The sequence below is a fragment of the Variovorax sp. 05N34 genome (assembly GCF_056397405.1).
Genome location: NZ_JBFTNI010000002.1, coordinates 710878 through 736350 on the forward strand (window position 1 = coordinate 710878; position 25473 = coordinate 736350).

Annotated in this window: 23 protein-coding genes and 3 pseudogenes; 14 read left to right on the forward strand and 12 right to left on the reverse strand. The window is 60.7% G+C overall.

Translation table 11 applies throughout. The annotated features are described in order from the left end of the window. The first annotated feature begins 50 nt into the window (after window positions 1-50). Window positions 51-896 (forward strand): transporter substrate-binding domain-containing protein, encoded by an 846-nt coding sequence (locus tag AC1DMA_RS07705; protein WP_478143810.1) that lies wholly within the window; start codon window positions 51-53, stop codon window positions 894-896. 7 nt (window positions 897-903) lie between these two features. Here the strand turns inward: AC1DMA_RS07705 and AC1DMA_RS07710 are convergent, their stop codons facing one another. Together AC1DMA_RS07710 and AC1DMA_RS07715 are read right to left on the reverse strand one after the other, a co-directional pair. Continuing rightward, window positions 904-1716 carry an SLOG cluster 4 domain-containing protein gene (locus AC1DMA_RS07710; protein ID WP_478143811.1) on the reverse strand — a complete coding sequence of 271 codons (813 nt, stop codon included), beginning with the start codon at window positions 1714-1716 and terminating at the stop codon, window positions 904-906. Next, the gene (locus AC1DMA_RS07715) at window positions 1599-2264 is read right to left on the reverse strand and encodes a GntR family transcriptional regulator (RefSeq protein ID WP_478143812.1); all 666 of its coding nucleotides are present in this window, start codon (window positions 2262-2264) and stop codon (window positions 1599-1601) included. Before AC1DMA_RS07715 ends, AC1DMA_RS07710 begins: the two co-directional genes overlap by 118 nt. Before the next feature lies 1 nt (window position 2265). On the opposite strand from AC1DMA_RS07715, the gene AC1DMA_RS07720 reads away from it, so the two are divergent. Continuing rightward, window positions 2266-4707 (forward strand): molybdopterin-containing oxidoreductase family protein, encoded by a 2442-nt coding sequence (locus AC1DMA_RS07720; RefSeq protein ID WP_478143813.1) that lies wholly within the window; start codon window positions 2266-2268, stop codon window positions 4705-4707. Between the two features lie 30 nt (window positions 4708-4737). Further along, window positions 4738-5688, forward strand: a complete 951-nt coding sequence (locus AC1DMA_RS07725) for a PDR/VanB family oxidoreductase (RefSeq protein ID WP_478143814.1) — start codon at window positions 4738-4740, stop codon at window positions 5686-5688. A gap of 101 nt (window positions 5689-5789) precedes the next feature. Here the strand turns inward: AC1DMA_RS07725 and AC1DMA_RS07730 are convergent, their stop codons facing one another. The 8 genes from AC1DMA_RS07730 to AC1DMA_RS07765 all read right to left on the reverse strand — a co-directional run bounded on the left by AC1DMA_RS07730 (window position 5790) and on the right by AC1DMA_RS07765 (window position 13290). Beyond that, entirely contained in the window at window positions 5790-6116 is a 327-nt protein-coding gene (locus tag AC1DMA_RS07730; RefSeq protein WP_478124538.1) for a hypothetical protein, read from the reverse strand. After that, a complete protein-coding gene (locus tag AC1DMA_RS07735) occupies window positions 6113-6874 on the reverse strand; it encodes an orotate phosphoribosyltransferase (protein WP_478143815.1) in 762 nt (253 codons plus the stop codon). The genes AC1DMA_RS07730 and AC1DMA_RS07735 overlap by 4 nt, the downstream gene beginning before the upstream one ends. Further along, on the reverse strand, window positions 6828-7733 hold the full coding sequence (locus AC1DMA_RS07740; protein WP_478124540.1) for a helix-turn-helix transcriptional regulator: 906 nt from the start codon (window positions 7731-7733) through the stop codon (window positions 6828-6830). Before AC1DMA_RS07740 ends, AC1DMA_RS07735 begins: the two co-directional genes overlap by 47 nt. A gap of 136 nt (window positions 7734-7869) precedes the next feature. Beyond that, window positions 7870-8937, reverse strand: a complete 1068-nt coding sequence (gene pyrC, locus AC1DMA_RS07745) for a dihydroorotase (RefSeq protein ID WP_478143816.1) — start codon at window positions 8935-8937, stop codon at window positions 7870-7872. A 10-nt stretch (window positions 8938-8947) separates the two neighbouring features. Further along, entirely contained in the window at window positions 8948-10204 is a 1257-nt protein-coding gene (locus tag AC1DMA_RS07750; RefSeq protein WP_478143975.1) for a hydantoinase/carbamoylase family amidase, read from the reverse strand. 23 nt (window positions 10205-10227) lie between these two features. Next, complete coding sequence (locus tag AC1DMA_RS07755) at window positions 10228-11178, reverse strand: dihydroorotate dehydrogenase (protein ID WP_478124542.1); 951 nt, start codon at window positions 11176-11178, stop codon at window positions 10228-10230. Further along, window positions 11171-12082, reverse strand: a complete 912-nt coding sequence (locus AC1DMA_RS07760; RefSeq protein WP_478124543.1) for a dihydroorotate dehydrogenase electron transfer subunit — start codon at window positions 12080-12082, stop codon at window positions 11171-11173. Before AC1DMA_RS07760 ends, AC1DMA_RS07755 begins: the two co-directional genes overlap by 8 nt. Continuing rightward, window positions 12079-13290: an MFS transporter gene (locus AC1DMA_RS07765; protein ID WP_478143817.1), complete on the reverse strand. Its 1212-nt coding sequence runs from the start codon at window positions 13288-13290 to the stop codon at window positions 12079-12081. The genes AC1DMA_RS07760 and AC1DMA_RS07765 overlap by 4 nt, the downstream gene beginning before the upstream one ends. A gap of 399 nt (window positions 13291-13689) precedes the next feature. Here AC1DMA_RS07765 and AC1DMA_RS07770 point away from each other — a divergent pair. Together AC1DMA_RS07770 and AC1DMA_RS07775 are read left to right on the forward strand one after the other, a co-directional pair. Continuing rightward, window positions 13690-13782, forward strand: a pseudogene (locus AC1DMA_RS07770) (NADP oxidoreductase coenzyme); the annotation flags it as partial. A 22-nt stretch (window positions 13783-13804) separates the two neighbouring features. Next, a complete protein-coding gene (locus tag AC1DMA_RS07775) occupies window positions 13805-13930 on the forward strand; it encodes a hypothetical protein (RefSeq protein WP_478124545.1) in 126 nt (41 codons plus the stop codon). Between the two features lie 280 nt (window positions 13931-14210). On the opposite strand, the gene AC1DMA_RS07780 is transcribed toward AC1DMA_RS07775, so the two are convergent. Next, on the reverse strand, window positions 14211-14909 hold the full coding sequence (locus AC1DMA_RS07780) for a TetR/AcrR family transcriptional regulator (RefSeq protein ID WP_478143818.1): 699 nt from the start codon (window positions 14907-14909) through the stop codon (window positions 14211-14213). Window positions 14910-14956: 47 nt separating this feature from the next. Here AC1DMA_RS07780 and AC1DMA_RS07785 point away from each other — a divergent pair. The 3 genes and pseudogenes from AC1DMA_RS07785 to AC1DMA_RS07795 all read left to right on the forward strand — a co-directional run. Next, a pseudogene (locus AC1DMA_RS07785) lies at window positions 14957-15706 on the forward strand (SDR family NAD(P)-dependent oxidoreductase); the annotation flags it as partial. A gap of 94 nt (window positions 15707-15800) precedes the next feature. After that, a complete protein-coding gene (locus AC1DMA_RS07790) occupies window positions 15801-16430 on the forward strand; it encodes a class I SAM-dependent methyltransferase (protein WP_478124548.1) in 630 nt (209 codons plus the stop codon). A gap of 139 nt (window positions 16431-16569) precedes the next feature. Further along, window positions 16570-16968, forward strand: coding sequence for a nuclear transport factor 2 family protein (locus tag AC1DMA_RS07795; protein ID WP_478124549.1), 399 nt, complete (start codon window positions 16570-16572; stop codon window positions 16966-16968). A gap of 523 nt (window positions 16969-17491) precedes the next feature. Here AC1DMA_RS07795 and AC1DMA_RS07800 read toward each other — a convergent pair. After that, window positions 17492-17965 (reverse strand): NAD(P)-binding domain-containing protein, encoded by a 474-nt coding sequence (locus AC1DMA_RS07800; RefSeq protein WP_478143819.1) that lies wholly within the window; start codon window positions 17963-17965, stop codon window positions 17492-17494. Window positions 17966-18024: 59 nt separating this feature from the next. On the opposite strand from AC1DMA_RS07800, the pseudogene AC1DMA_RS07805 reads away from it, so the two are divergent. The 6 genes and pseudogenes from AC1DMA_RS07805 to AC1DMA_RS07830 form a co-directional block, all read left to right on the forward strand. After that, window positions 18025-18210, forward strand: a pseudogene (locus tag AC1DMA_RS07805) (hypothetical protein); the annotation flags it as partial. 587 nt (window positions 18211-18797) lie between these two features. Further along, a complete protein-coding gene (locus AC1DMA_RS07810) occupies window positions 18798-19112 on the forward strand; it encodes a helix-turn-helix domain-containing protein (protein WP_478143820.1) in 315 nt (104 codons plus the stop codon). Between the two features lie 3 nt (window positions 19113-19115). After that, the gene (locus AC1DMA_RS07815; protein ID WP_478124552.1) at window positions 19116-20456 is read left to right on the forward strand and encodes a type II toxin-antitoxin system HipA family toxin; all 1341 of its coding nucleotides are present in this window, start codon (window positions 19116-19118) and stop codon (window positions 20454-20456) included. A 740-nt stretch (window positions 20457-21196) separates the two neighbouring features. Continuing rightward, a complete protein-coding gene (locus AC1DMA_RS07820; RefSeq protein ID WP_478143821.1) occupies window positions 21197-22009 on the forward strand; it encodes an alpha/beta fold hydrolase in 813 nt (270 codons plus the stop codon). A 9-nt stretch (window positions 22010-22018) separates the two neighbouring features. Then, complete coding sequence (locus AC1DMA_RS07825; protein WP_478124554.1) at window positions 22019-23071, forward strand: 2,5-dihydroxypyridine 5,6-dioxygenase NicX family protein; 1053 nt, start codon at window positions 22019-22021, stop codon at window positions 23069-23071. Between the two features lie 1236 nt (window positions 23072-24307). Beyond that, on the forward strand, window positions 24308-25471 hold the full coding sequence (locus tag AC1DMA_RS07830) for a thiolase domain-containing protein (RefSeq protein WP_478124706.1): 1164 nt from the start codon (window positions 24308-24310) through the stop codon (window positions 25469-25471). Window positions 25472-25473: the final 2 nt, after the last annotated feature.

Here is a 25473-nt window from a genome sequence, read left to right on the forward strand (position 1 = left end):
GCGCGACAAGATGGCGCCCATCGAATCGACCTACAACTCTGGACCGCGACATGAATCGAACACGCCCCCTGCAGCGAAGACTGCTCTGCACACTGGTTGCCGCTTCGGCGATGGCCACGATGCTGGCCGCGCCCACCTGGGCACAACAGCAACCGCGTGACATCCTCGCGAGTGCGAGAGCAGCGGGCGTGATCCGGATCGCGAACACACAGGCCAGCCCGCCCTGGAGCATGCTGGACGACAAGAACCAGCCCGCGGGATACGACGTCGAAGTGGCGAAGGAAGTGGCCAAGCGCATCGGCGTGGCCCGCGTCGAGTTTGTGGCCGACCTTTTCAAGAACTTCGTCGAGGGGCTCAAGGCCGGCAAGTACGACCTCGTGATGAACGACCTCACGCCGACGGTCGAGCGCGAGAAACAGGTCGATTTCAGCGCGGCGTATGGCCTGGAGGATTTTCGAATCTTCGTGCGCAATGCCAACAGCGACATCAAGGACCGGCCTGACCTGAAGGGCAAGCGCATTGGCGTGACCGCCGGCACCAGCAACGAATCGTGGTCTCGCGAAAATCTGCTGGGGTCCGAGATCGTCACCTACGACAACGGTGGACTCGTGTTCAACGACCTCGCCATCGGCCGCGTCGATGCGCTCATCAGTTCGCATTTCGGGGGCATGAAGTACGCCACCGTGAACAAGCTGCCAATCAAGGAGGTCGGCCCGATCCTCACCTACCAACTCTCGGCCGCAGCCATGGCTAAGAATCAGCCAGCCTTGCGTGAAGCCGTGAGCAAGGCCGTGAAGGACATGCGCGCTGATGGCACCATCGATCGGTTGTCGAACCGATGGTTGGGCGTGAGCTACCAGATGTCCGTTGAGATCGCGAAGGCGGAGCGACCGTGAAAGCCGCTCAATGGAGCTTCGCTGTGGCAATAGGGCTACTGTAGGAACGCTTCGAAGTCTTCAGTGATCCACAGGGAAGCGCTGCGCTTGGATCAAGCGATTTTTCAGTGGTTTGACTCAGGGAAGATTTCAGTTTCCTACAGCGCCCGCCCACACCTGAATCCTTGGTGGACACCATCGTCATGGACGCAGGGCCGCAGCTCAAGACGGGATCACCGCGCGCGCACGTTGAGAACCCGTCGAAGGCGGACGTGGGGCCGAAGTACAGCAGAGGCTTGCGGAAGCGGCAACACAAAGAAGCCTCATCTTTTGTCCCAGAGCCGCCTGGCAACGCAACCATCAGATCGCTGCCAAGGATATTCGCACAGGTGCGAGTCAGGCGATCCATAGAGTGGCTTGACTCCTTGCGGGGCAATGGCGTCACGATTGGAAGGTTGATGAAGCGGTTCGGGTACCCCGGTAGTGGAATGAACTCTCCCACCAAGTCTTTGCGGGTGGGGACTATGCTGATAGACCTGCCTTTGCGCCCAGTGACGCTGCAGAATGCGCGTGCCACCGACGTCATTGCTCCTGAGCCTGCGCTAGTCAACAGATCGTGTCCGCTCTCTGCAATCCACATCCCACGAGGCGTTGCCCACTCTGGCCACTCATAAGAGCCAGACCCCATGACACCGATTGTTGCCGTTCGATACCATCTCAATGCTATTGCACATCGCGCTGGGCGGGACCGCGGCCAATGATCTCCAGGATCAGGCGTCCGGTGCCCACGACATGGGCAGTCACAAGTGCTTTTGCACCGCTCGCATCGCCCGCAAGACATAAGCGCAACAACTTCTTGTGTTCGACCTCCGACCGATCAACGTTCATTCTTGATCTCCAGGGAAGGTGAAGATAGCGACCAAGATTTAGTCGCGCGGAGTCCACCGATTGCAGCAACAACGGGCGATCGGCCTTGATATACAAACCCGTATGGAAAGCCTCATTCAGGCGGACTACGTCTTCAACTTCCTTTGCTTTGCTTAGCTGATCCAGCAGCTCGGCTGCCCGACCAATATCTGCGCGTGAGAGGTTCGGCACCGCAAGCTCGATGAGGCGTCCCTCCAGGAGCCACCGCAGTTCAATGAGCTCGACAGCCTGCGCTGCACTCAGGGAGGCAACAGAAGTGCCTTTGTTTAGCTTGGCTGTCGCAAGTCCTCCTGCGACCAATCGAGACAGCGCCTCGCGAACCGGAACATGGCTGACGCCAAAGCGCGCAGCGATGTGGTCTTGCTTCAACGCCGCCCCAGGCTCGAGCTTGGCCGTCGCGATCTCTGACCTGAGCGCCTCGTAAACAGATCCCGCGCCCACTTGCGAGTTGCCTTGCTTCATGTTGTGTCTTTTTCTGAATTATATATACTACAAATCTTTAATATATTATACGGGGACGGCGGCCGTTCCCGCCTTTAGGACTATGGCTGAAAAGATCCCAGGCTTCTGTGCCCTCTGTCGCTCCCGGTGCGGATCCATCAGCGTCGTCGAAAACGGCGTGCTGATTGCGCAGGAGGCGAACCCCAGCCACCCGACCGGCAAGGCGCTCTGCGTCAAAGGCCGAGCCGCGCCCGAACTGGTGGCCAATGCGCAGCGACTGCTTCATCCTTTGATACGTACAACCCCGAAAGACGGCGGCGATCCCGGCTGGCGACGCGCCTCGTGGGACGAAGCCCTGGACTTGGTCGCGCAACAGATCGGACGCATCAGGGAAGAAAGTGGATCAGAGTCCGTTTCCTTTGCGATCACATCGCCGAGCGGTTCTCCCTTGTCCGATGGAATCACTTGGATCGAACGGCTCGTCAATGCGTTCGGTAGCCCGAACCTCTGCCGCGGTACCGAGATCTGCAACTGGCACAAGGACGTCGCGCACGGGTTCACCTTCGGCCGAGGGATCAGCTCGCCCGAATTCTCGAACACGAAATGTGTCCTGCTCTGGGGCCACAACCCGTCCGCAACCTGGCTGGACCACGCAACGGGTGTGACAGAGGCGTTTGCGCGCGGTGCGAAGCTCATCGTTGTCGACCCGCGCAAGGCGGGGTTTGCCATGCGCGCGCACCAATGGCTTCGCGTGCAGCCGGGCTCTGACGGGGCGCTAGCGCTGGCCATCGCCGGGGAGATGATCCGCAATGACTGGTACGACGTAGACTTCATCCGTCGCTTCTCCAATGGTCCGCTGCTGGTGCGGGAGGACTCAGGCGAGTTCCTTCGGGAAGCAGACATTACGGGCGTTCCGTCGGGCCGGCTTGTGGCTTTCGACGAAAGCGGCGGATCAATCGTTCCCTACGACCTCGGCACGGGAAAGTATGCGCCGCACAATGGCGTCCTTGCGCTTTTCGGCGCGAGGGACGTGAAGACGCTGGCTGGTCCCGTCAAATGTCAGCCTGCCTTCTCGCTCTATGCCGATCTGTGCAACAGCATGCCGCCAGAGCGAGCTGAGGAACTTTGCTGGGTACCTGCCCAACAGATTCGCGATACGGCACAACTGCTGTTCTCCAATCGCCCGGTCAGCTATTACGCGTGGTCGGGCGTGGGCCAGCACACCAATGCGACGCAGACCGACCGAGCCATCGCGCTTCTGTATGCATTGACCGGTAGCTTCGATGCTGCAGGCGGCAACGTCGACTTCGCGCACCCGCCGGCGCGGAAGGCTTCGGGCAAAGAGCTGATCTCAAAAGAGCAGCTCGCAAAGTGCGTCGGCATCGACGATCTTCCTCTTGGACCGGCCGCACAAGGATGCATCGGCAGCGATGCACTTTATCGCGCAATTCTCGACCAGAAGCCCTATCCGATTCGCGGTGTGGTCGGGTTTGGCGCCAACCTTCTGATGGCGCACGCGAATCCACTGCGCGGCGCCGAAGCACTTGGTCGACTCGCGTTCTTCGTTCACGCCGACGTGACGTTGACGCCCACGGCGCACTATGCGGATGTTGTATTGCCCATAAGTACGCCCTGGGAACGTGAGGCATTGCGCATCGGATTCGAGGTGAGTCAGGACGCAGAGGAACTCATCCAGTTGCGACCGCAGATGGTGGCACCGGCCGGCGAGAGCCGGTCGGATACCTGGGTCGTTTTCGAGCTTGCGAAACGGCTCGGCCTGGCGGACAAGTTTTGGGACGGAGACATCGATGCCGGCCTGCGATACATGCTCGAGCCTTTGGCCATCACCCTGGAGGCGTTGAGGGAGCGCCCCGATGGCATTCGCTATCCACTCACGACGCACTACCAGAAGCACCTCGAAGAGGGATTTCGGTTTGCCACTGACACCGGCAAGGTTGAGATCTATTCGGCGCTCCTGCACCGACACGGCTATTCGCCACTTCCAATATATGTTCAGCCGCTGCCGAAGCTCCGACTTCGGCAAGACATCTCAGATTTCCCGCTTGTCCTGACCTCGGCCAAGCTGCCCCAGTACTGCCACAGCCAGCATAGACAGGTCGCATCCCTTCGCAGCAAAGCGCCGGAGCCGCTCGTGTCGATGAACCCCGCCACAGCAGCTGCACGCGGAATCAGACCGGGAACGTGGGTCCGGGTGCGCTCTCCGAGCGGCTCTGTCCGCTTCAAAGCGTCTCTGGACCCAAGCCTTGACTCCCGTGTCGTCTGCGCGCAATACGGATGGTGGCAGGGCAATGAACAGCTAGGCCTACCCGCGCATGCGCCGCTGTCAGACCAGGGTTCAAATTTCAACATGCTCATCGATGACAGCGACCTCGACCCGATCAGTGGATCAGCTCCCCACAGGTCTTACATCTGCGACGTCGCGCCTGAGGTCGAGCCAGGCTAGTCCATTCGAATCACTTCCAGCAACTGAGTCATGCAAGTCAAAGTCCAACGCAAAGCACTCGAAGCGACCGACATTTATTCCTTCGAGCTCGTCTCCACCGATGTCGGTGCGCTTCCTCGCTATGAGCCAGGCGCCCATATTGACGTCGAAGTCGGCAGCGGAGAGATCCGTCAATACTCGCTGTGCACGCCGTACAACGACAGCTGCTACGTTGTCGGCGTGAAGCGCGATCCACGATCGCGCGGTGGTTCCATCTTCATGCACGCTGAAGTGAAGGAGGGTGACATCCTCTCAATTGGACCACCGAGGAATCACTTCCCGCTCGCTGAGAATGGCGAGCGTTTCATCCTCGTCGCGGGGGGCATCGGGATCACACCGCTGCTTGCCATGGCTAGCTATCTCAGCGGTTGCGGGAAGACCTTCGAACTTCACTACTTCGCGCAGTCAGAAGAGCATGTCGCTTTCCGCCGGCACCTGCAGAACTCAGTTCTGGCGTCTTCGGTCAGCTACCACCTTGGCTGTGAGCCAGACGCACTTCCCGAGTTGCTGGCTTCCATCGTGGGAGATCCATCTTCGCGAAAGTATCTCTACCTCTGCGGACCTCGCCCCTTCATGGAACTCGTGCGGCAAGCGGCATCGAGTTGGCCTGCAGAGCAGGTCAGGTTCGAATATTTCGGCGCAGGTTCGACATTGACGGCCGGCCCGGCGCCCGAAATCGCCTTCGAAGTCCACGCAGCCGCATCCGGGGTCTCCGCTCAAGTGCAGCCGGGGGAAAGCATCGTTGCCGTGCTTCGTGCCAACGGGGTGCACATCGAGACGTCTTGCGAAGAAGGCCATTGTGGGACATGCATGACCGAGGTGCTGGAAGGGACGCCTGAGCATCGAGACTCGTACCTCACTGCGGACGAGAAGACGGCGGGGGCGCGGATTCTCCCTTGCGTTTCGCGGAGCTGTTCCGCGCGGCTCGTCCTGAATCTGTGAAGTGCTTTGGGGGGCCAATTCGCGCTAGCCAGTACTTGTCCACTCGGGTGGCACGAGGACAAGAGCGAATGTGGCCCTCTTCGCAGGATAGGTCGACGCGATCAGAAAATAGAGATGTCCCACTCGTACTCCGTCGCGACCTCGCCGAGCATGAGCAGGCGCTGCGCCGGTTCTGCATCGAGTGCGGCGACGACCTTCGTGGTCAATGCGGACATCCTGGCCTTCGCGTTGTCGGCAAACTCAGGCGTGATTCCCTGGTCCTCGTACCTCTGGACGAAAGCCTGCGCTGCAACACCAATGACGAAATAGAGGCCCGCGTTGTGAACGTCGGCCTTCATGAGATCGAAGGCTCCGCGATACAGGGTCTTGAAAGCGTCAGTGCCTGAATGGTCGGTCGAGAATCGGTCGCTGATTTCTTTGAATGTCATGGCGTTTTACTCTCAGTGTGGTAGATGATGGAACCCTTGCCGCCGTGCGCTCGCGACCAGGCAACGGGGTCCGCCAGAAAGTCGTTGAGTTCGGCGATGGCGTCGCTGGTGAAGTCACCACGGCGGATTGCTGTCGTCCGGATGTCATGCCATGTTGCCAGGGCATGCACTTTCAGTCCCGTCGCTGCGAGGATCCGGTCGGAGCCGAACACCTTGTAGTCGAACAGCACGAGCACGTCACGGACCTGTGCGCCCGCCCCTCGTAGCGCCTGCGCGAAATTGAGCTTCGATGTGCCGGTCGCCATCACGTCGTCGACCAGCACAACACGCTCTCCGGGCCACACCACGCCTTCGATCTGGCCCGCACCCGCTGCGCGCTTTCTGACGTACTGCATTGGCAGATCCAGGGCGTCCGCGATCCAGGCGGCCAATGCAATCCCACTAGACTCGCCGCCCGCGATAGAGGCGGCTTCGGCAAGGCACCCATTGGCTTTTAGAGCCTCCACCGCATAGCCAACGAGAGCGCGGCGAGCTTCGGTAAAGGAGATAAGCCGCCTGCAATCCATGTAGACCGGTGTTGCCCACCCGGAAGGCAGCCGGAAAGGTTCGTCGGTGCGCAATATCACACAGCCGGAATCGATGAGACGAGCCGCAACCGCTAGGCCGGTCTCGGAGGAAGGGCGAGGTGTGGTCATCGAAATGGGGCCATGGCTAGTGAATTCGATCGAGTAGTTTTCGAAGGTGCTGTGCGCCGGCATTTCCTTTGTAGGAGGCCTTCCAGAGCTTGCCAATCATGGCTTCATACATTCGCACGGCCTCGGGGGAAGCGGTGACGGTCGCGATGCCGTTTCGCACATTAGGCAGCTCGCCCAGGCGGAACGGACTCACGGCCAGGACGCTACCTTCTCGGCCGGAAAACACCTGAAAAGTCGCGGCTGGCATGGCGTCATCAATGAGGCCGATCTGCACGTCAATGGGTTCGCTTTCCATCAGATCTGCGATCCGTTCTACTTCGCGGCGCGCCGCCAGCCGACGTTCAGAGCGAACTCTCTCGGGCAGATCGATCCGGCCGACCAGCCCCGTCTCGACAAAGCGCTCGATCTCGCGCAGCCCAATCAGGCTCACGATGTGGGGACGTCGCCGCTGGAAGTAAGCGCGGCGCTCCTGCATGATTTGAAGCATCTTGTCTACGTCGGCAGAAGTCGGGCCCTTGCCCGACCCCTTCGGCGAGGCCTCTATGAGCATCTGGCGCAGGACGGGCAGGTAGTCTTCGGAGGTCAGCAACAGCGAGATGGGCTCGAAGTGCGCAAGAATGCGATCCGACGACTCCTCGAGCTGGCGCATGCGCTCGAATAGGCCAAGCGCCGTCGAGTAGTACTCAACCTCCACCCCCAGCAAGGAGGCTAGGGAAGTATCGAGCAAGTCGGCCAAGCGCTCCAGAGTTTCAATTTTGACGATCTCTCCTTTTTCGAGCCGATAGACGACCGCGCGGGAGACACCAAGCCGCTCCGCCACATCTTCCGCCAGGAGCGAAGCACCGACACGGTAAGCACGCAAGCGGTTGCCCAGCGCCACATAGTCGATCGTTGATTTAAGGGTCGAGTTTGACGTTTCCATCTCGTTTTCCACCTCGTGGATCGAAAAAGAAACTATAGGCGAAATTCGACACGGGAAATCCTTACCGAAGCCGGCCGGGGTGCTGATCTCTGCAAGATTGCAACCGCGTCTGCATCGGGCGTCATAGCGTGCCGCGTCATGCTGCATTGGTTCCGTCGCGCGTCGCTTGCAAGGTCCATGGCAAGCGATTTCCGCCAAGGAACGGATGGAGCATCCCGCCTTCGGGGAGCGCCACGTTCTGGGGGACGTCGCAAGGTACCCGCACCAGCGTCACCGTCCCGTCATTGGGTGCTAAGCCATAGAACCTGGGGCCGTTCAGGCTTGCAAACGCCTCAAGATGCTCCAAAGCGTTCTCCTCGTCAAAGACACTGCAGTAGCTTTGCAGCGCGACAGGCGCGTTGAAGATCCCGGCGCAGCCGCAGCCTGCCTCTTTCAGCATGCGAAGGTGCGGCGCCGAATCCGTCCCTAGGAAGAAGTGCATGTCGCCCGATGTCGCAGCTTTGCGCAGCGCCATGCGATGGCGCTCTCGCTTGAGCACCGGCAGGCAATAGAAGTGCGGCCGGATGCCCCCCGTGAAGATTGCGTTCCTGTTGAACATCAGATGCTGGGGCGTGATCGTCGCGGCCAGACGTGCGCTCGAGTCGGCAGCGACAAAATCGACGGCCTGCTCGGTCGTTATGTGCTCCATCACTACCTTGAGTGCGGGGAACGCGCGCAACAAGGGGCGCAGCGTCGACTCGATGAACGTGGCCTCACGGTCGAAGATGTCTACGTCTGGGTCGGTGCTCTCACCATGGAGCAACAGGGGCATCCCAATGGCCTGCATCGTCTCAAGCACCTTGGTTACTTTGGAAATTGAAGTAACTCCGTACTCGGAATGCGTCGTGGCTCCGGAGGGATACAGTTTGGCCGCGGTCAGCACACCTTCTTCAAAGCCACGGCGTAATTCGTCTGCCGGCGTGTTGTCGCAGAGGTAGGCCGTCATCAGCGGCACGAAGTCGACGGACCTCGGGAGAGCCGCAAGGATCCGGTCCCGATAGGCACGTGCGAGTGCGGTGCTTGTCACGGGGACCTTGAGGTTCGGCATGACGATCGCGCGTCGGAATTGCAGTGTCGTGAACGGCAATACGGTGTCGAGCACAGCGCCATCGCGCAGATGCAGGTGCCAGTCGTCGGGGCGGCGAATTGTCAGTCGTGTAGTCATATTGTGAGACTCACTTCAATTGCGTGAACGCAGCGTCCATTGCACAAACCCCGAGCATGAAGTCGCCGATGTCCATCGCCTCGTGCGGATTGTGTGAGCCGTTCTGGTTACGTACGAACAGCATGCCGCTGGKGATCCCGGCGTTGGCAAACAGCGAGGCGTCGTGCCCCGCGCCGCTCGGAATGACCTCGAATGCAGCGTCCTGCGCCGCGCAGGCGCTCGCGAGCACGTCGCAGATCCCCGTGTCCATCGTGGCAGGCTCGCTAAGCAGGCGGCGATCGAACACGAAGCGCACCCCGCGTTCGCGCTCAATAGCGGTGCATTCGGCGCGCATGAGCTGATAGAACCCCTCCAGCGTGTCGGTGCTCTTGCTTCGTGCTTCGAAGCTGAAACTCACTTGGCCGGGAATGCGCGAGACCGAATGCTCGGCGGGGTCAGTACCGACGATGCCCGTGGTGACGACGAGATCGGTGCCGCGCTCTAGCAGCACGCGCCAGTGTTCATCGATACGCATGATCAAGTCGGCGACTGCAAACATGGCGTCATGACGCAGCCAGCGCGGCACAACGCCTGAATGCTGCGCGTCGCCGTGGCACACCACGCGGTTGTGGCGCACATTGCCGCGGATACCGGAAACCACGGCGAGCGGGAGTTGTCGAGAGACCATGACGGGCCCCTGCTCGATATGCAACTCGACATAGGCCTTCACGCGCGACTTGTCCAGCAGAAGCTTCCCGGCTCGGATCGCATCCACGTCAGCCCCGCAACGGCGCATGCAGGATTCCATCGACTCGCCCGTTGTGCGCTGCTTCAAGGAGAGATCCCTTTCGCTGATCTTGCCAAAGAGAGCGCCTGATCCCATGTACGCCTTACCGAACCAAGCACTTTCCTCGCCCCGGAAGGCCACAACCTCAAGGGGCCGCTTGTAGGCTTTTCCGCTCGTCTTCTGAGCGACCAGACACAGCAATCCCGCGACCACTCCGGCATAGCCGTCGAAGTTACCGCCTTGGGGTACCGAATCGATGTGAGAACCGGTCCAGGTAACGGCATTTGACGATGCAGTCTCAGGCCACCGAAACACGAGGTTCGCGGCCTTGTCGGGTTTCACTTCGAGCCCCTCACTTGCGGCGAAGGCGCACAAGTACTCGGCGGTATCCGATTCTCCAGGGCCGTAGCTTTGCCGGGTGACACCCACCCCATCGAAGGTCAACTCGCGAACATCCGAGAAGAGTTTCTCGGCCACAGGCCGAAGCCCAAGAAGGCTCATGATCGATTCATCCATTTCCTCATCTAGCCCGACTGCTGCGCAAAGCGCAGCCAACGGTCTGAGAGCTGGCGGTCCAGCTTGACCTGGCCTGTCAGATCGCGGATGTTCGTGACGCCGGATTCCTCGCAGTAGGTGGCCAGTCCGTCGATGATGGTCTGCATGACGCCCGGATCGATGAAGGAAGCCGTGCCCACCTGCACAGCACTCGCACCGGCCAGCATGAACTCGACGGCATCGTCAGCATTCGATATTCCGCCGCAACCGACAATGGGGATTCGGACGCTGCGATAGCACTGATGCACCATCCGCAGAGCGATCGGCTTGATGGCGGGCCCCGACAGCCCGCCCATCACATTGCCGAGTTTGGGCTTGCGCGTGCGCACGTCGATCGACATGGCGAGCACGGTGTTACCCATCACGAGCGCATCGGCGCCAGCCTCTTCCGCGGCCCTGGCAACAATCCCGATGTGCGCGGCGTTCGGCGTAAGCTTTGCCCACACCGGATGATGCGTGCGACGCCGGATTGCGCTCACCACCTTGTACGTCGTTTCCGGGGCCATCGCAAATGCCATGCCGTCAGCCTCGAGGTTCGGGCAAGAGATGTTGGCCTCGATCACGGCCACCTCGGGCAGAGACATCTCGGCCACGGAATCCGCGAACTCGTCGACAGTGTCCGCCGAGATCGAAACGACGACCGGCGTGTCAAAGCGCGTGTACGACGGCAGCACCGATTTACGGTAGTGGTCGAGACCCTTGCTGGGGATTCCGATGGCATTCAGCATGCCGCTGTAGGCCTCGGACACTCGAGGCGTAGGATTGCCTGCGCGGCTCTTGGGAGAAACGCTCTTGATCACCAGCGCCCCGAGCTTTTTAAGATCGAGTGCTTCCGCGTACTCGATGGCAAAGCACCCTGACGCTGGCATTACCGGGTTGCGCAGACTGACCTCGCCGACCCTCACGTTCAGATTAGCCAAACTCCACCTCCCCGACGACGTCGCAAATCGGAAACACCGGGCCTTCGCGACAAACGCGGAGGAATTGCTTGTCGCCGTTTCGATCGAACAGCCGAACACATGACAGGCACACGCCCATGCCGCAGGCCATGCGCTGCTCCATGGCCACTTCGCCTCGAATGCCAGGGTAGTCGGCAAGAATGCGCTGCAGCAGCATCAACACACGATGCGAGCCGCAGGTGTAAACGGCGTCATGGTGTTCTGCATCGAGGAGCCGACGGATGATGACGCCGGTGGCCTCTACCGAGGAGCTGCCATCGGAGTCGTAAACGCAGTGCACGTCGACTTCGGCGCCACGCAGGAATTCATCGCGCATCAGATCCTTGGGCGTGCGCGCCGACATAATCGCAGTGATCCGGATGCCGGTCTTGGATGCCTGCTGCAGTAGCGGTGCCATCGTCGCCAGACCGACTCCGCGTGCGACGACCATGATGCGCCGGAAGTCCGGTCCCAATACGAAGGTGTTTCCCAGCGGGCCGACGATGTCCATGTAGCCGCCAACGGGCAGGCTGGCGAGCGCGTGGGTGCCGAGACCGGTCACGTTGTAGAGGAACTCGATCGTGCCCTCCTCGGGGCCTACGCCATAGACGCTCATGGGGCGCAGCAGAAAGGGCCTGAGTTCGTTCGTGACCGGGCACTTCAGCTGGTAGAACTGCCCTGGCTTCGTAAGGCTCAGCAAGTCGGCCGGCGCGGTGAGCCTCAGGTACCTGTAGCGTTCGTTCACCCAGCGGTGTTCTGCGACCTCGCAGCGATACGAGGCAACGGTCTGCGCGTTGCGCGAGAAGCATTCGCCTTTTGATGGGGAAAGAGGCGCATGCACGAGCCCGCACCCAAGCGACCGGTTGTCGGCGTGTGCGAGCATCATTCGAGTTCCTTGCCCTTCAGCTCTGGAATGAGGAAAAGGGTGGCGATCATGGCGAGCAGGTAGGTCGCGGCGAGCATCGAAATGGCGACCTGGAATGAGTATGCGGTGACGAGAGCGCCAACCACCACCGGTCCGAAGCCTCCGAGGCCACGGCCGATGTTGAACAGGACGTTCTGCGCTGTGGCGCGCGCCTGCGTGGGATAGGCCTCGGAAATGAGTGCACCGTATCCGCCAAGCATTCCGTTGACAAACATGCCGAGGATCGCCCCGACCCAGAGTAGCGAGATCGGATCCGACAGCTGGGAATAGGCCAGGACCATAGCCACAGCGCCAGCCTGGAATAGCAGGAAGCTTGGCTTGCGCCCGATGCGGTCGGCCAATTGCCCGAACGCAAAGATGCCGGCCATCATCCCAAGGATGGTCACCGAGGTCCACATCCCGGATTTCGTGAGGTTGAAGCCGAGCTTGTTGGCCAGGAAGCTTGGCATCCAGATCATGATCCCGTAGTAGCCGAAGTTCTGGACAGTGCAGAGCACAACGATGCCCAGGCTCGTGCGGGTCGTGCGAGCATCCTTTACGAGCAGCTTGAACGACTTCAGTTTCGAGCCTTTGGCCTTGGGTTTGCGCACGAAGACTTCAGGCTCGTGAAGCCGGTTCCGCACTACCCATGCCACGATCGCCGGAAACACGCCCACGAGGAACATCCCACGCCAGCCGATGTGGGGCATCAAAAGCGGCGTGAGCAGTGCGGCCCCGAGCACGCCGATCTGCCAGCCGAGCGCCACATAGGAAGACGCGCGCGCTCGATGCTTGGCTGGCCAGGCCTCTGCGGCCAGCGCCATGCCAATGCCAAACTCGCCGCCAAGCCCGACACCCGCGATGGTGCGGTAGAGCAGCAGGTCCCAGTAGCCTTGCGCGAAGGCGCAAAGGCCGGTGAATACAGCGAACAGGACGATCGTCCATGTCAGCACCCGGATGCGCCCGAAATGGTCGCTGAGAGACCCGAAGACGATGCCGCCCGCAACCGCGCCGATAAGCGTCCAGGTCACCAGCGAACCGGCTTGGCCGGGCGTCAGGTGCAGCTCCGCGGAGATCGCGGTGAGCATGAAGCCCAGGATCAGGAGGTCGAAGCCGTCCATGGCGTAGCCCACGGCAGATCCGGCAAGTGCCTTCCACGCGTAGCCGGATACCGCTTCGTCGGGTCTCATGGACGCCGTTCGGTCGAGAGTTGATGACACGTCAGTGCTCCTGGTTCGACGCGAAACGGTTGGCGTCGGCAGATTGATGAACGAAGAGGGCAGCGGGCCGCAAGAGACCGCCGTTGCGGAGGGTGATACTAGGATCAAAAATGAGATTGTTCAAGTGGGAATCAACTATGACTCGATCGGTGCATTGTTCCTTCGTCTCGGGTCCATCGTCGGGACTTGTCAGTCAGAGGCGCTCGTTGCTCCTTGCGTGGTGCCTATTTGAGGTTAATAAAAATGATACGAGAATCAAAAATGAGATCAAATTCTCTCTGCTTTTTCGCGACCATGGATGAGGGTTTTTCCGGTGCGCGTGGTGCGCAGGCGGCATGTCGTGGACGGCGTTCACGCGTGCGCGGATAAATCCAGCTTGGCGGGCCTTCCGAAGATGGACTGCTCGTGCAGGCACGGGGAAACAGCTGGGGCCGCCTGATCTTCAAGGACCTCGTCGACTGATGAGCCTGACGGAGAAGACGACATGAGCACCCGGAACAACGTCAAGGTCGTAAAGGACTTCTTCGCCACCATCGGCCTCGGCGACAAGCAGGCTCCGCGGGCTGGTCGCCGACGACATCGAGTGGATCATCCCGGGCGAGGACGCTAGTACTGCGGACATGCGGCAATCGCGGACGTGCTTCGGAAGGCGTCCGATGAAGTGGAGATGAACTACCCCACGCCTCCGGAATTCCTTGCACAGCGATCGTGTTCTGGTCATCGGTGTCGCGACGGGAAAGATCAAGGCCACGAACAAGCCATTCGAGGACCGCTGGGTACTCGCCATCACGGTTCGGGGCGGCAAAGTGGCCACGATCCGCGAGTACATCGACACGCAGGCCATGACGCGAGCGGCGCGGACCGACGCGTCGGGGCCGGACAGCGAAGCCTTACGGCTCGGGCTTGGCACGTCGCTTTGCGACACCGTGACCCGGCAGATTCGGCAGGATGGCGCTTGCGACGATGTGGGAGAGATGATCGGCCCGCCTCGCGAATGCCGGCAGGTCGACAAGCCAACCGAGCGCCGACATCAGTCCGAACAGGTCGTCCCCGTTCATATCGGTGCGCGCCTCCCCGGTGGCCTGAGCGCGAAGCAACAGGCGCTCGCTCGCTGAGTGCACCGCGGCGCAAGCAGCATAAAGAGCGGACTCCGGGTTTGTGTGGGCGGCCGCCATCATGGCGACAACGCCTCGATAGCGCTGAGCGAACCCCATCCATTCGTCAAACCAAGAGACGAGCGCTTCGCCGGGCGCATTCAACTTTTCGAGCTCGAGCGCCTTTTGTGTCAACTCGTCCAGATGCGTGCACAGCAAGGCTTCGAACAAGGCCTCGCGCGTCGGGAAATGACGAAGCAGTGTGGCCAAACCGACATCGGCACGGCGCGCGATATCGCGCATGGACGCATTGACACCCTGTTCGGCGACGACGTCTAGCGCGACCGCAAGGAGATGGGTTCGATTCTTTTGGGCGTCGGCTCGCATAGGTTCCTTGACAAACGGATCACCGATCCGTATATTTGGATCACTGATTCGGATGCTATGAATCTTGATCTGGATCAGTGAACCAAATGATACAGCGCCTCGTGCCAAACGGAGCAGCGGCGTTGCGTCACACCACAAATGAAAGGTTGAAGATCATGAAAAAACTTGAAGGTAAGGTTGCAGTCGTCACGGGCGGGAGCAGCGGGATTGGCTTGGCCACAGCCAAGCGCTTCGTTGAAGAAGGTGCACACGTTGTGATCACTGGGCGACGAGAGAAAGAACTGGTGGAGGCTGCGGCCTCCATCAAGAGAAACGTTACGACGGTGGTGGGCGACGTGTCGCGCTTGGAAGATCTGGACCGGCTCTATGCCGTCGTGAAAGAAAAACACGGCCACATCGACGTCCTTTTCGCGAACGCAGGCGCGGGGACAATCGCGCCGCTCGCAGTAGCTACTGAGGCGCATTTTGACCAGACCTTTGACGTGAATGTGAAGGGGCTGTTCTTTACGGTGCAGAAGGCACTTCCCCTCTTCAAAGACGGCGGTTCGATAATCCTCAACTCGTCGGTCTCAAACGTGCTAGGCCTTCCAGGATTTACTGCTTACGCTGCGAGCAAGGCAGCTGTGCGCAACTTCTCGCGCGGTTGGACTTTGGAATTGAAGGACCGCCACATCCGCGTGAATTGTGTGAGCCCCGGAGCCATCGATACTCCGGCCTTGGCGACGACAACGGGCCTTACCGCTGAGCAGGCAGAGCAGGCGGTCGCACAGTTCACCGCGCAGATCCCGATGGGTCGTAGAGGCGTCCCCGAGGAAATCGCGGCTGCAGTTGCGTTCCTCGCCTCTGATGAGAGTTCCTACATCACCGGTGTGGATCTTGCCGTCGATGGAGGCATGGCGCAGGTCCAATACGAGAGTGCAGATCAACGGTGGACCCGCCGTGGACCGCCCCCTCGCACGCCCGCGCGCTCGTCGTATGCCAACCGCAAAGGAGATTCCGATGTACGACCAAGCCAAACTCTCAGAGTTGATCCAGTTCGCGCGAGTCGGTGCGGGCTCCATCGTCATTGACGTTTACCCAGGCGATGGCGATTGGACTCGTCTCTTCTCCGAGATCGTCGGACCCGCAGGACGGATCTTCAGTTTCGTGCCCGCCGAAGTCGCCCACTTCAAGAACGATCCGGTCAGCCGCATGCGAACGCTTGCGACGGAGCCGGGCCGAGAGAACGTGGAAGCCGTCTCGGCGGACCTTGTGGCGATGCCCAAGGTCACGCAACAAGCGGATGTTCTTTGGATGCATCTGTTCTATCACGATCTTCACACTGCGCTGATGCAGGCCAGGGGCGCGACGGCGGCCCACTTCAATCGAGCGGTCTACGAGCGGCTGAAGCCCGGTGGCTACTACGTCATCGTGGACCACGCCGCCGCCGGGCTGGGCACGAGCGACGCCCAGTCGCTGCATCGGATCGCGCCTGCATCCGTTCGCGAGGAGGTGGAGGCGGCCGGCTTCGTATTGGACGCGGAAAGCAACCTGCTCGCCAGAAGTGACGATCGGCACTCGATCAAGGTGTTCGATCCTTCGATCAAGGGCGAGACGGATCGCTTTGCCTATCGGTTCGTGAAGCGCTGACAGGTACCCGCGGCGACGGGAGCGACTCGAACGACGCGAACCTCAAGAAGCGTTTCGTCCCTTGCTCCAGTCTCGGTTTTTTTCAATCGTGTCCTATTGGTCGGACACGATGCGCTGCAATGTAAATGGAGAAATCTCGATGAGCACACAAGCGAATGTACGGACTGTCAAGGACTTCTTTGCGGCTGTTGGCCGCGGCGACCAGCGGGGTCTGCGAACCTTGTCGGACGATGGCATCGAGTGGATCATTCCGGGCGCGGACTGGCCGCTGGCCGGCACGCACCGCGGGCACGCGGGACTTATCGACTTGCTGCACAAGTCTTCCGAGTTGACGACTTCGTTTCCCGAGCCCCCCGAGTTCGTTGCGCAAGGCGACCGGGTTCTGATGATCGGCTTCAGCCGCGGGAAGGTCAAAGCCACGAACAGGACGTTCGAGGACCACTTCGTCTTCGCCATCACCGTTCAAAACGGCAAGGTGACGAAAATCCGCGAATACATCGACACGCTCGCCATGGCGCGGGCTTCCGGACCAACTTGATGCAACGAACGACGAATCTCAGAGAAGTCGCGAAGCAGCTTTCGTCGAGTCCGGTCTAACGCGGACCTCAGCTCTCGATTCCAAACGGAAGTTCCTGCATCAAGTAGCGGCGCCCGCAAGCGGCCACCCGCCGCACCGTCGACCAGCTCTGCGGCGGCACGGCAGTGAAATGCTTCCCAGGGACTTAAAAAGAGGAGCCCGCGGGCGTTTGCGAAAATTCGGGCGTGGGCGCCCAAACTGGCGTGCTCTCGGTCCGCAGATCGTTCGGAGGCCTGACGGGTCAAGGTGCTCCAGACCTTCCTGGCAGCTGCGGAGCCCACAGACGGTCCATTTCATGTTCAACGCATATGCCACGGGAGAAAGCAGCGCGGCTCGTGCGCGGTACTCGCCTCAAGTTGAAGCGAATCTGTCTTTGGCCGGCCCGTGGTTCGGATCGTTGCTTGCCCAAGCCTATCCTCCGAATTGAGTCTTTCTGTAGTCCCACGAAGGATGGACAACGATCGAGCCCGCTCAGCCGCCGAGCTCAATGAGGTTCTGCAGAACGAGCGGACCGCGGAACCGCAGCAGGCTTCCGCGACGCGACCAAAGATGCGACCTCTGTGTTCGCCTCGTCATGGTTGCCAGCCACAAACATCACTCGCCGTCCGCCGTCCGCCGCCCTCGACCGGATTGCTCGCGAGGAGAGCTGCCGGGAGCTGATTGAACGGCTTGACAAGTCTCGCACCGGGAGTCCCATAGCCACGAAATCACTCGATTGCAACCCACCAAGCGGCGTGAGGTCCGTTTCGCGGAAGTTCGTGACATCAACGACGGTCTTGCCCTTCCAGTCCTTCCAGTCCTTCCTGGCCTTCGCGATCTGCGCATGTGCTGCGAATTGCACGGGCAGAAGGATGATGTCGGCCTCCAGGGCGTCCTGGAGGCTGGCAGCAGTCACTGCAGGCGCCAGCTCATTCACAAGCTCATTGAGGGAAGCAGGGCCGCGCGTATTGGAAATCATCACGGCAATCCTGATGCGCGCGAAGCTTCTCGGCTGCGGCTCGCAAGCTCAACCGCGTCCAGTCGGCGGTAAGCGGTCGGGTTGCCAGTCTCGAGGACCATATCGGGTTGTGCTCTTTGACCGCTCCGGTCAAGGACTGCGTGGAGTGGGGCGGGATACCTTTGCACATGGTCGAGGAGAACATTGCCGCGGGTACGTTGGTTGTCCTTGATTGCACGACATCTCGCCGACAGGCTTTGAGTTGACGATGTCCGCATACCACCGGCCTTCAGAACCGCCCGGGCCCGCCGGCAGATGCCTTGATGGCAATGCCCCTAGCAGACCTTCGCCGATAACCAGATCTGGCCGAAGTCGGAAATCGACATGCGCCGTCCGAACAGAAACTCCCGCTGCGTAGCCGCAGAGGCCGTTGCTGGTCGGTCGGGTCGTCGGATCGGTCTGCTATGAGTCGGACCGGGTGATCATGAGGTTTAGTGCTGTGGTTGGTGCACTATCACTATCCCGACGGAAATGATCCAGGGATTAATGGGGAGGCAGCGTTTCGACGCCTTTCTTTCCGGACGCAATCGCATGATCGAAGGCTTGCGAGCTGCGGTACTGCCAGAGCAATGAGGGATAGGGCAAGGCGGTTGCGAGAGCAGTGCTGCTAGTTCAGGGCCAATGCGCAAACTGAACGGTACAAAGCCGCCGAGGAGAAGCGATGGACCACCTCTGCGGAGTCCCGGAAAACTAGCGACGTGGTGAGTAATCTGCAGATTATCTGTTTTATGGGTATTACGCCGAATACCCTTCACATAGTTAAACTGTGATTATCATCCACACGGGTAGTCCGATGAGACAAGTGCTTTCGATCCCTTCGCAGCTGGGACCACTCCTCAAAGCTGCTCGAAAAGCCGCGGGGCTCTCGCAAAAAAAACTCGCCGAGCGCGTGGGCATCAGCCAGAGCCGAATGTCGCACATGGAGTTGAACCCGGGCTCTGTGAGCCTTGGCCAGCTACTGGATATTTTCGCAGTTCTCGGCTTGGAAGTCGTGGTTGGCGCCAAGCCAAGTGCAGCGGTGGCATCCGCTACGCAAACGCTCGATTCCGCTGGTCAGGGCGCCATCGTCCGGGGCGGCCACCTTCCGGACCAAAAGCCGGAGTGGTGACAAATGGGCCGCAAAGCACACTCACAGGCACTTTCCGTGTGGGCCAATGGCGAACGAGTCGGCACTTGGCGCGTCCCTGGGCGCGGGGCGGACGAACTGCGCTACGACGAAAGATGGCTGGAGTCCGCGTCTGGGCGACCGCTGTCGCTGTCCTTGCCCCTCGTCCGGGGCATTGCTCACAAAGGCGCGTTGGTCCAGAACTACTTTGACAACCTCTTGCCCGACAGCATCGCCATCCGGCAGCGTCTCGCTCAGCGCTTCCAAACGGAGACAGCCGGGACATTCGACCTCCTGCAGGCTGTTGGGCGAGACTGCGTGGGCGCCATCCAGTTGCTGGGGGAGGACGCCGCGCCGGCCGGCGCCGAGCGCATCGACGGCTTGCCCATGAACGAAGCAGATGTTGAACGCCTCCTCCAGCAGACGGTCGCACCGGGTGGCTTCGGACTTGGCATGGGCGCAGACGACGAGCTGCGCATCTCTCTGGCTGGTGCACAGGAAAAAACGGCTCTTCTCTGGCACGAAGGCCAGTGGCTCCTGCCTCGCGGCGCCACGCCAACCACTCACATCCTGAAACTGCCACTAGGTCTGGTGGGGCACCGCAAGGCAGACTTCAGCACGTCCGTCGAGAACGAGTGGCTATGTCTGGCTATCCTCGAAGAGTACGGAATCCCGGTACCCCGGTCGGCTGTGCTGCACTTCGGAAGTCAAAAGGTGCTCGCGGTCGAACGCTTCGACCGCAGAATGCATTCTTCTGGCAAATGGTGGCTACGCCTTCTCCAGGAGGACTTTTGCCAGGCACTTGGAAAACCCTCGCACTTGAAGTACGAGGCTGATGGCGGTCCGGGGATGATTGACCTGGCCAACGTGCTGCGCCAGTCTGTGCAGGCACATGAGGACCTGGGCACGCTACTCACCGTTCAACTGCTTTTCTGGATGCTGGGCGCTCCTGACGGCCACGCGAAGAATTTCAGCATAGCGTTACTACCAGAGGGCCGCTACCGCCTCACGCCAATCTACGATGTCATGTCCATATGGCCGGTAGAGGGCAACGGGCCGAGCCAGTTCTCCAGACATGAAGCCAAGCTCGCGATGGCTGTTTTGGGAAAGAACAAGCACTACCGTTTCAAGGATATCCAGCGTCGGCACTTCAATGCAACAGCCCAGAGATGCCACTTTGGGCAGGATGCCGAGAGCCTGATTCAGCGGGTTTTGGCGGCAACCCCGCGCGTCATTGAGCGCGTCGGCGCGCGCGTGCCAGAGGGTTTTCCGGCGGCCGTCTCCGAAGGCATCTTCGCCGGCCTCGCACGGTCAGCGAAGGCGTTGGAGGCGATGCCGCCGAGTTAGCATCCAAAGAAAAACGAAGCTCCCAGGAACTCCGTTCAGTGGGAGGAAGAGAGCCCCCCGGGGATAGTCCGTCAAGCCCGGGGGGAACGCTGACGCTGAGATGCGGGCCTACGCCATTGTTGAGGGAATGAAGCCTTGCTGGAATGACTGGCAGCCGTTGCTGTCGACACCGCAAAGGCAAGCCCGGTTCAGGCTAATCGGCCTGCTTGGCGGAGATGACTTCTCCGTGGATCAGGACGAACACACGACCACACCGGCCATGCGAGCGGAGCTGGCACTTGAGATCCCGCAAGCTGTCCTGGAACATCCATGCTCTCTGGCTACCGCTCAGACTTGCTGACTATGAGTGCGGTGCCTGATGATTGTGCGCCGAATCCTGCCACTTACCGCGCGCGTGCTTTCCAGTTACGAAAGCGTCCGCCGCGCAGAGTGGTCGTCCCTTCAGGCTGCCGGTGATTCCCGCGCAACCTCTGCAGCCGTGATCCCTTCAAGCGCCAGGCCACCCAACGCCTTGGTCGACGATGCGGCGCAGCCGCTGGGTAAATCCAATACGCGTGTATTTCGTCCTTAGCGGAAGCTGGGCTGCACCCGACGCAGCGAGTTCGCAAGCAAAGCGCAAGTTCGCCGCGGCTTGGAGTCTCTGTCGCGCGCACCTTGCTGTCTGTTTTGCTTGACGGAATAAGATTCCTTAGGGCAGAATGAACCTCCGCTTTTCCGGGGCTGCGAGCAATGGAGAAAACTTGAACTTTGGAAGAGGAACAAACGTCCGTGCCAATGGCATACGGCAGCACTACCTGCATTTCCCGGGTGTTGGTCCCCGCGTGCTCATCGTGCCCGGCATCGTGAGCCCTGCAATCCTCTGGAGTCACGTCGGCAGATGGCTCATGAGCCGCCATGACTGTTTCGTGCTGGATGTCCGAGGTCGTGGACTGTCCGAGGCCGGACCGCATCTCGACTACGGACTGACCACGTGCGCGCATGACGTTGCAGCTTTTATTCGCCAGACAGAGTTGGGGCCTACGATCCTGATTGGGCATTCGATGGGCGCTCGGATAGCGCTGCGGGTATCGGTACAAGATCGAGAACTCGTGCATGGCCTTGTGCTCGTGGACCCGCCCACCAGCGGGCCCGGTCGAAGAAGCTACCCTGTTCCCATCGCCCGGACCCTTGGTCTATTACACGCAGCCCAACGCGGGGAAGCGGCCGAGGCGTTGCGCAGGAGCACTGCCGCTCCGTGGCCAGAGGATCTACAAAGTTTGCGCGCGGAATGGCTGTCGACTTGCGATGAGCGAGCGGTCTATGCAGCCTACGAGGACTTCCACTCTCAGGACATGTTTGCAGACCTTGCAGCGAGTGCATGCCCAGTCTCCTTGATATGCGCAGGCGAGGGCGGCGTGGTTTCTGATGCGGACATTGAGGAGATGCGTCATCTGCGCCCTGATCTAGAGGCGCTCCGTCTAGCAGGCGCGGGACATCAGCTGCAAGCAGAGGACTTTGCTGGATTCAGCGACCTGCTGAGTACCGCGCTGCGCCGCCAATATCAATCGGATTAGGAGAAGCAATTGAAACTTGATGTCGAAATGCTCGATCTGTTCACTCGCGAGCTGGAGCTCTGTCGAGTGAAGCAGGGAGAGAGCGTCGTGGTACTCACTGCCGATGACGAATGGCAGGAGCACGCTCATGCTTTCATGGCGGCCGCTGCCCACCTTGGGGCCACCACGTTCAACATGAACCTGCGCCGCGGTCGGCAAAACGCGGTCGGTGTGCAAGGACGGCACCCTTTGGTGGGCAATGCGCTCGCAATGACCACGCTGAAATCCGCGAGCATGGTCATCGATATGGTCGGCCTGCTGTTCTCGCGTGAGCAGGCAGAGATCCAAGCCGCGGGTGTACGCATCTTGCGGGTGATGGAACCCTTCCATGTGTTGAAGCAGATGTTCCCCACCGAGGATCTTCGGCGCCGCGTTGAGTACGCGAAGGGATTGTTGGAGTCGGCAAAGCAACTGCGCTTCACTTCGGATGCCGGGACCGACATCGTCTACAAGCTCGGCCAGTATCCGGTCATCTCGGAGTACGGATTCACTGCCGAGGCCGGGCGCTGGGACCATTTCCCATCGGGTTTCTCCTTCACTCAAGGCAACGACGGCGGTGTCGATGGTGTGGTCGTGATGCAGCCCGGTGACATCCTTTGCGCCTTTAAACAGTATGTCCAGTCGCCAGTGGTGCTGCGTGTCGAGAAGGGCTATGTGGTCGAAATAATCGGCGAGGGACTAGATGCCGAGCTCATTCGCAGTTATATCGACAGCTTCTGCGATCCTCGGGCCTACGCCATTTCTCACATCGGTTGGGGTCTCAATGAAAAAGCCCGCTGGTATCAATTTTCGGTGACGCGCCAACTCACGAGCGAGCATGTCATGAATGCGCTGTCCTTCTACGGCAACGTGCTCTTCTCGCTCGGGCCGAACCTGGAGCTCGGCGGTACGAACGACACTGCGTGCCACCTGGACCTGCCAATGCGTAACTGCAACCTCTGGCTGGATGATGTGCAGATTCTGAAGAACGGTGATGTTATTCACCCGGCAATGCGCGTCGACATCGCGTCCTCGGATGCGTGAGCGGCGCAACCTGCAGCGCATTCCATCGCATCCGAAGGAATGGCGCCCACGTTCCCCATGAGATGCCCGTTGCGTCCGCGAAAGAAATGGTCCAGAGCAAGGTGAGTCGAGCTGCTTGCGGGACCTCGGCCATCGTCGATTCAGCCGGTCGATCGCTGAGGGGGTGCGTGCTCGACACTTGACTCTGGGCGAACGTTCGGACGGTAGGCACGCGGGAACATCGTCGGGCCTGTCGGCCACGTCCTGGTCAATGCGCCTGGGCTTCTTGCCGTACGCGCAGGTGATCGACTCGGTTCGGTGGTGGACATCGGCGCGCTGCAGGCGCGCCGGCGGCAGGGTGCGGCCGTTGCTGCGTGTTCCGCGGCGTCGGGCTGGTGGGGAGAGAAGCGGCCCAGCTCGGCTTCGATGGCCTCCGTTTGGAGTCCAGCATGTTCTCCAAAATGACCTGCCTGTTCTGGATCGCACTTCTCGCTGTGCTTGCGAAAGCGCAAGCGAAGCACTCGGGTTGTGCGAGCTCTCAGCGAAGCCATCGATGAGCCACAGGCTCACTTTGTGACTGCTCTGCATCGAGGCCCTTCAGTCGTCGGCATTCACCACGAGACGCAGAGAGTCGCGCGGTCGCGCTAGGGACATGAGCTTGCGGTGCAATTGCAGGCCCGTGGGAGTTCGCACGGCCGTGATCACCTCCTCTACGCCCCGAGCACCGGAGCGTCGAGCTGTTCCCCCACATCACCGCCATCCGTAATCCGGGCACGCGTAAGCCGCAACGTGCAGACGCTGGTGCAGACGAGGCGCGGGCACAGCCAGATGGGGATGCCGCAGTGCCCAGCTCCTCGGCGGTCGAAGGGAGCCCTTCCAAAGCTCGCGCACTGCTCATTTCAATCGCCATTGAAGGATGGAAGGAACTGCGGCAAGGCTGGCTCCACGGCGGGAAAGGACCGACCGATTTGCGCCGCCGGGCTCTGGCCCGCCTGGATTGGAGTGGCATGGCGGCTGGACCGCGAAGAGGGGATTTCGCTCTGGTAGACGGCGGTTGCGCAGGCTGTGGGTCGCGCTCGATGCAGAGCGGTCGTCGGAGCCGCGGCGTTAGGAAATTGATCAGGGCTATTGCGCTTTCCGAAATTGCGCCCCAAAATCGTTCCTGTACGCACAACACCGTTCTGTCTGAGGGAATTAACAAATGAAACGCAGATGCTGCCAGCGCGAACTTCGACGCCCAACGGAAAGCGCGTCTTCATGACCATGAAGGGAAAAGCCTGCATTGCGGGCGCGTTCGAACATCCACTGCGCAAAGCCGAGCATCACTCGGTTGCCCAGTTGCACGCGGAGTGCGCTCGCGGAGCACTCGCCGACGCGGGGCTTTCGATCAAGGACGTCGACGCCTACTTTTGCGCCGGTGATGCTCCAGGGTTGGGACCTCTGTCCATGCTGGACTACATGGGGCTGGACGTGAAGCATCTGGACACGACGGAGACCGGAGGCTCCTCGTATCTCATCCACGTCGCGCACGCGGCCCAGGCCATTGCGGCGGGCAAGTGCAATGTCGCGCTGATCACGCTGGCCGGCAAGCCGCGCACTGATCCGTCGACGGCGAAGCCGCGCGAATACGGTGCTACATCGCCAGATGTGGCGTTCGAGCAGCCCTTCGGCATGAACACGCTCACCGGCTACGCCCTTGCTGCGCGCCGCCACATGCATGTCTACGGCACGACGCCAGAGCAGTTGGCCTGGATCAAAGTCGCGGCTGCCACGCACGCTCAGCACAATCCGAACGCGATGCTTCGCCAGCTCGTCACCGTCGAGGACGTGGTCAACTCACCCCTCGTCGCAGACCCGCTTCATCGTCTCGATTGCTGTGTTGTGAGTGATGGCGGCGGCGCGCTCGTGGTCACTCGGCCAGAGATTGCGAGAAGTCTCAAGCGCCCAGTGGTCACTGTGCTGGGCGCGGGAGAGTCTGTGCGCGGTGTCTATGGCGGCTGGGAGGACCTGCTGGTTACGGGGGCGGCGCATTCGGGTTCGCAAGCCTTTGCTGAAGCGGGCGTCAAACCGGCCGATATCCAGTACGCCTCCATCTACGACAGCTTCACGATCACAGTTTTGCTCCAGCTGGAAGATCTTGGGTTCTGCCGCAAGGGTGAGGGCGGCCGTTTCGTGCAGGACGGCGGTCTCATCTCCGGCGTCGGCAGGCTGCCCTTCAACACAGATGGCGGCGGCCTGTGCAACAACCATCCTGCCAACCGCGGCGGCATCACCAAGGTGATCGAAGCCGTGCGCCAGTTGCGTGGCGAGGCGCATCCAAAGGTCCAAGTTCCCAATTGCGAGATCGCTCTCGCCCAAGGCACTGGCGGCAATTTGGGGGCGCGTCATGGAAGCGCCACGCTCATTCTCGGACGGAGTTAACC

Coding starts and splice junctions, on each gene's coding strand:
- AC1DMA_RS07715 (WP_478143812.1), bottom strand. CDS start 2,264: ATGAAGCAAGGCAACTCGCAAGTGGGCGCGGGATCTGTTTACGAGGCG.
- AC1DMA_RS07810 (WP_478143820.1), top strand. CDS start 18,798: ATGAGACAAGTGCTTTCGATCCCTTCGCAGCTGGGACCACTCCTCAAA.
- AC1DMA_RS07815 (WP_478124552.1), top strand. CDS start 19,116: ATGGGCCGCAAAGCACACTCACAGGCACTTTCCGTGTGGGCCAATGGC.
- pyrC (WP_478143816.1), bottom strand. CDS start 8,937: ATGACTACACGACTGACAATTCGCCGCCCCGACGACTGGCACCTGCAT.
- AC1DMA_RS07705 (WP_478143810.1), top strand. CDS start 51: ATGAATCGAACACGCCCCCTGCAGCGAAGACTGCTCTGCACACTGGTT.
- AC1DMA_RS07730 (WP_478124538.1), bottom strand. CDS start 6,116: ATGACATTCAAAGAAATCAGCGACCGATTCTCGACCGACCATTCAGGC.
- AC1DMA_RS07800 (WP_478143819.1), bottom strand. CDS start 17,965: ATGATTTCCAATACGCGCGGCCCTGCTTCCCTCAATGAGCTTGTGAAT.
- AC1DMA_RS07775 (WP_478124545.1), top strand. CDS start 13,805: ATGAGCACCCGGAACAACGTCAAGGTCGTAAAGGACTTCTTCGCCACC.
- AC1DMA_RS07725 (WP_478143814.1), top strand. CDS start 4,738: ATGCAAGTCAAAGTCCAACGCAAAGCACTCGAAGCGACCGACATTTAT.
- AC1DMA_RS07830 (WP_478124706.1), top strand. CDS start 24,308: ATGACCATGAAGGGAAAAGCCTGCATTGCGGGCGCGTTCGAACATCCA.
- AC1DMA_RS07740 (WP_478124540.1), bottom strand. CDS start 7,733: ATGGAAACGTCAAACTCGACCCTTAAATCAACGATCGACTATGTGGCG.
- AC1DMA_RS07710 (WP_478143811.1), bottom strand. CDS start 1,716: ATGTCTTGCGGGCGATGCGAGCGGTGCAAAAGCACTTGTGACTGCCCA.
- AC1DMA_RS07765 (WP_478143817.1), bottom strand. CDS start 13,290: ATGAGACCCGACGAAGCGGTATCCGGCTACGCGTGGAAGGCACTTGCC.
- AC1DMA_RS07795 (WP_478124549.1), top strand. CDS start 16,570: ATGAGCACACAAGCGAATGTACGGACTGTCAAGGACTTCTTTGCGGCT.
- AC1DMA_RS07760 (WP_478124543.1), bottom strand. CDS start 12,082: ATGATGCTCGCACACGCCGACAACCGGTCGCTTGGGTGCGGGCTCGTG.
- AC1DMA_RS07735 (WP_478143815.1), bottom strand. CDS start 6,874: ATGCCGGCGCACAGCACCTTCGAAAACTACTCGATCGAATTCACTAGC.
- AC1DMA_RS07790 (WP_478124548.1), top strand. CDS start 15,801: ATGTACGACCAAGCCAAACTCTCAGAGTTGATCCAGTTCGCGCGAGTC.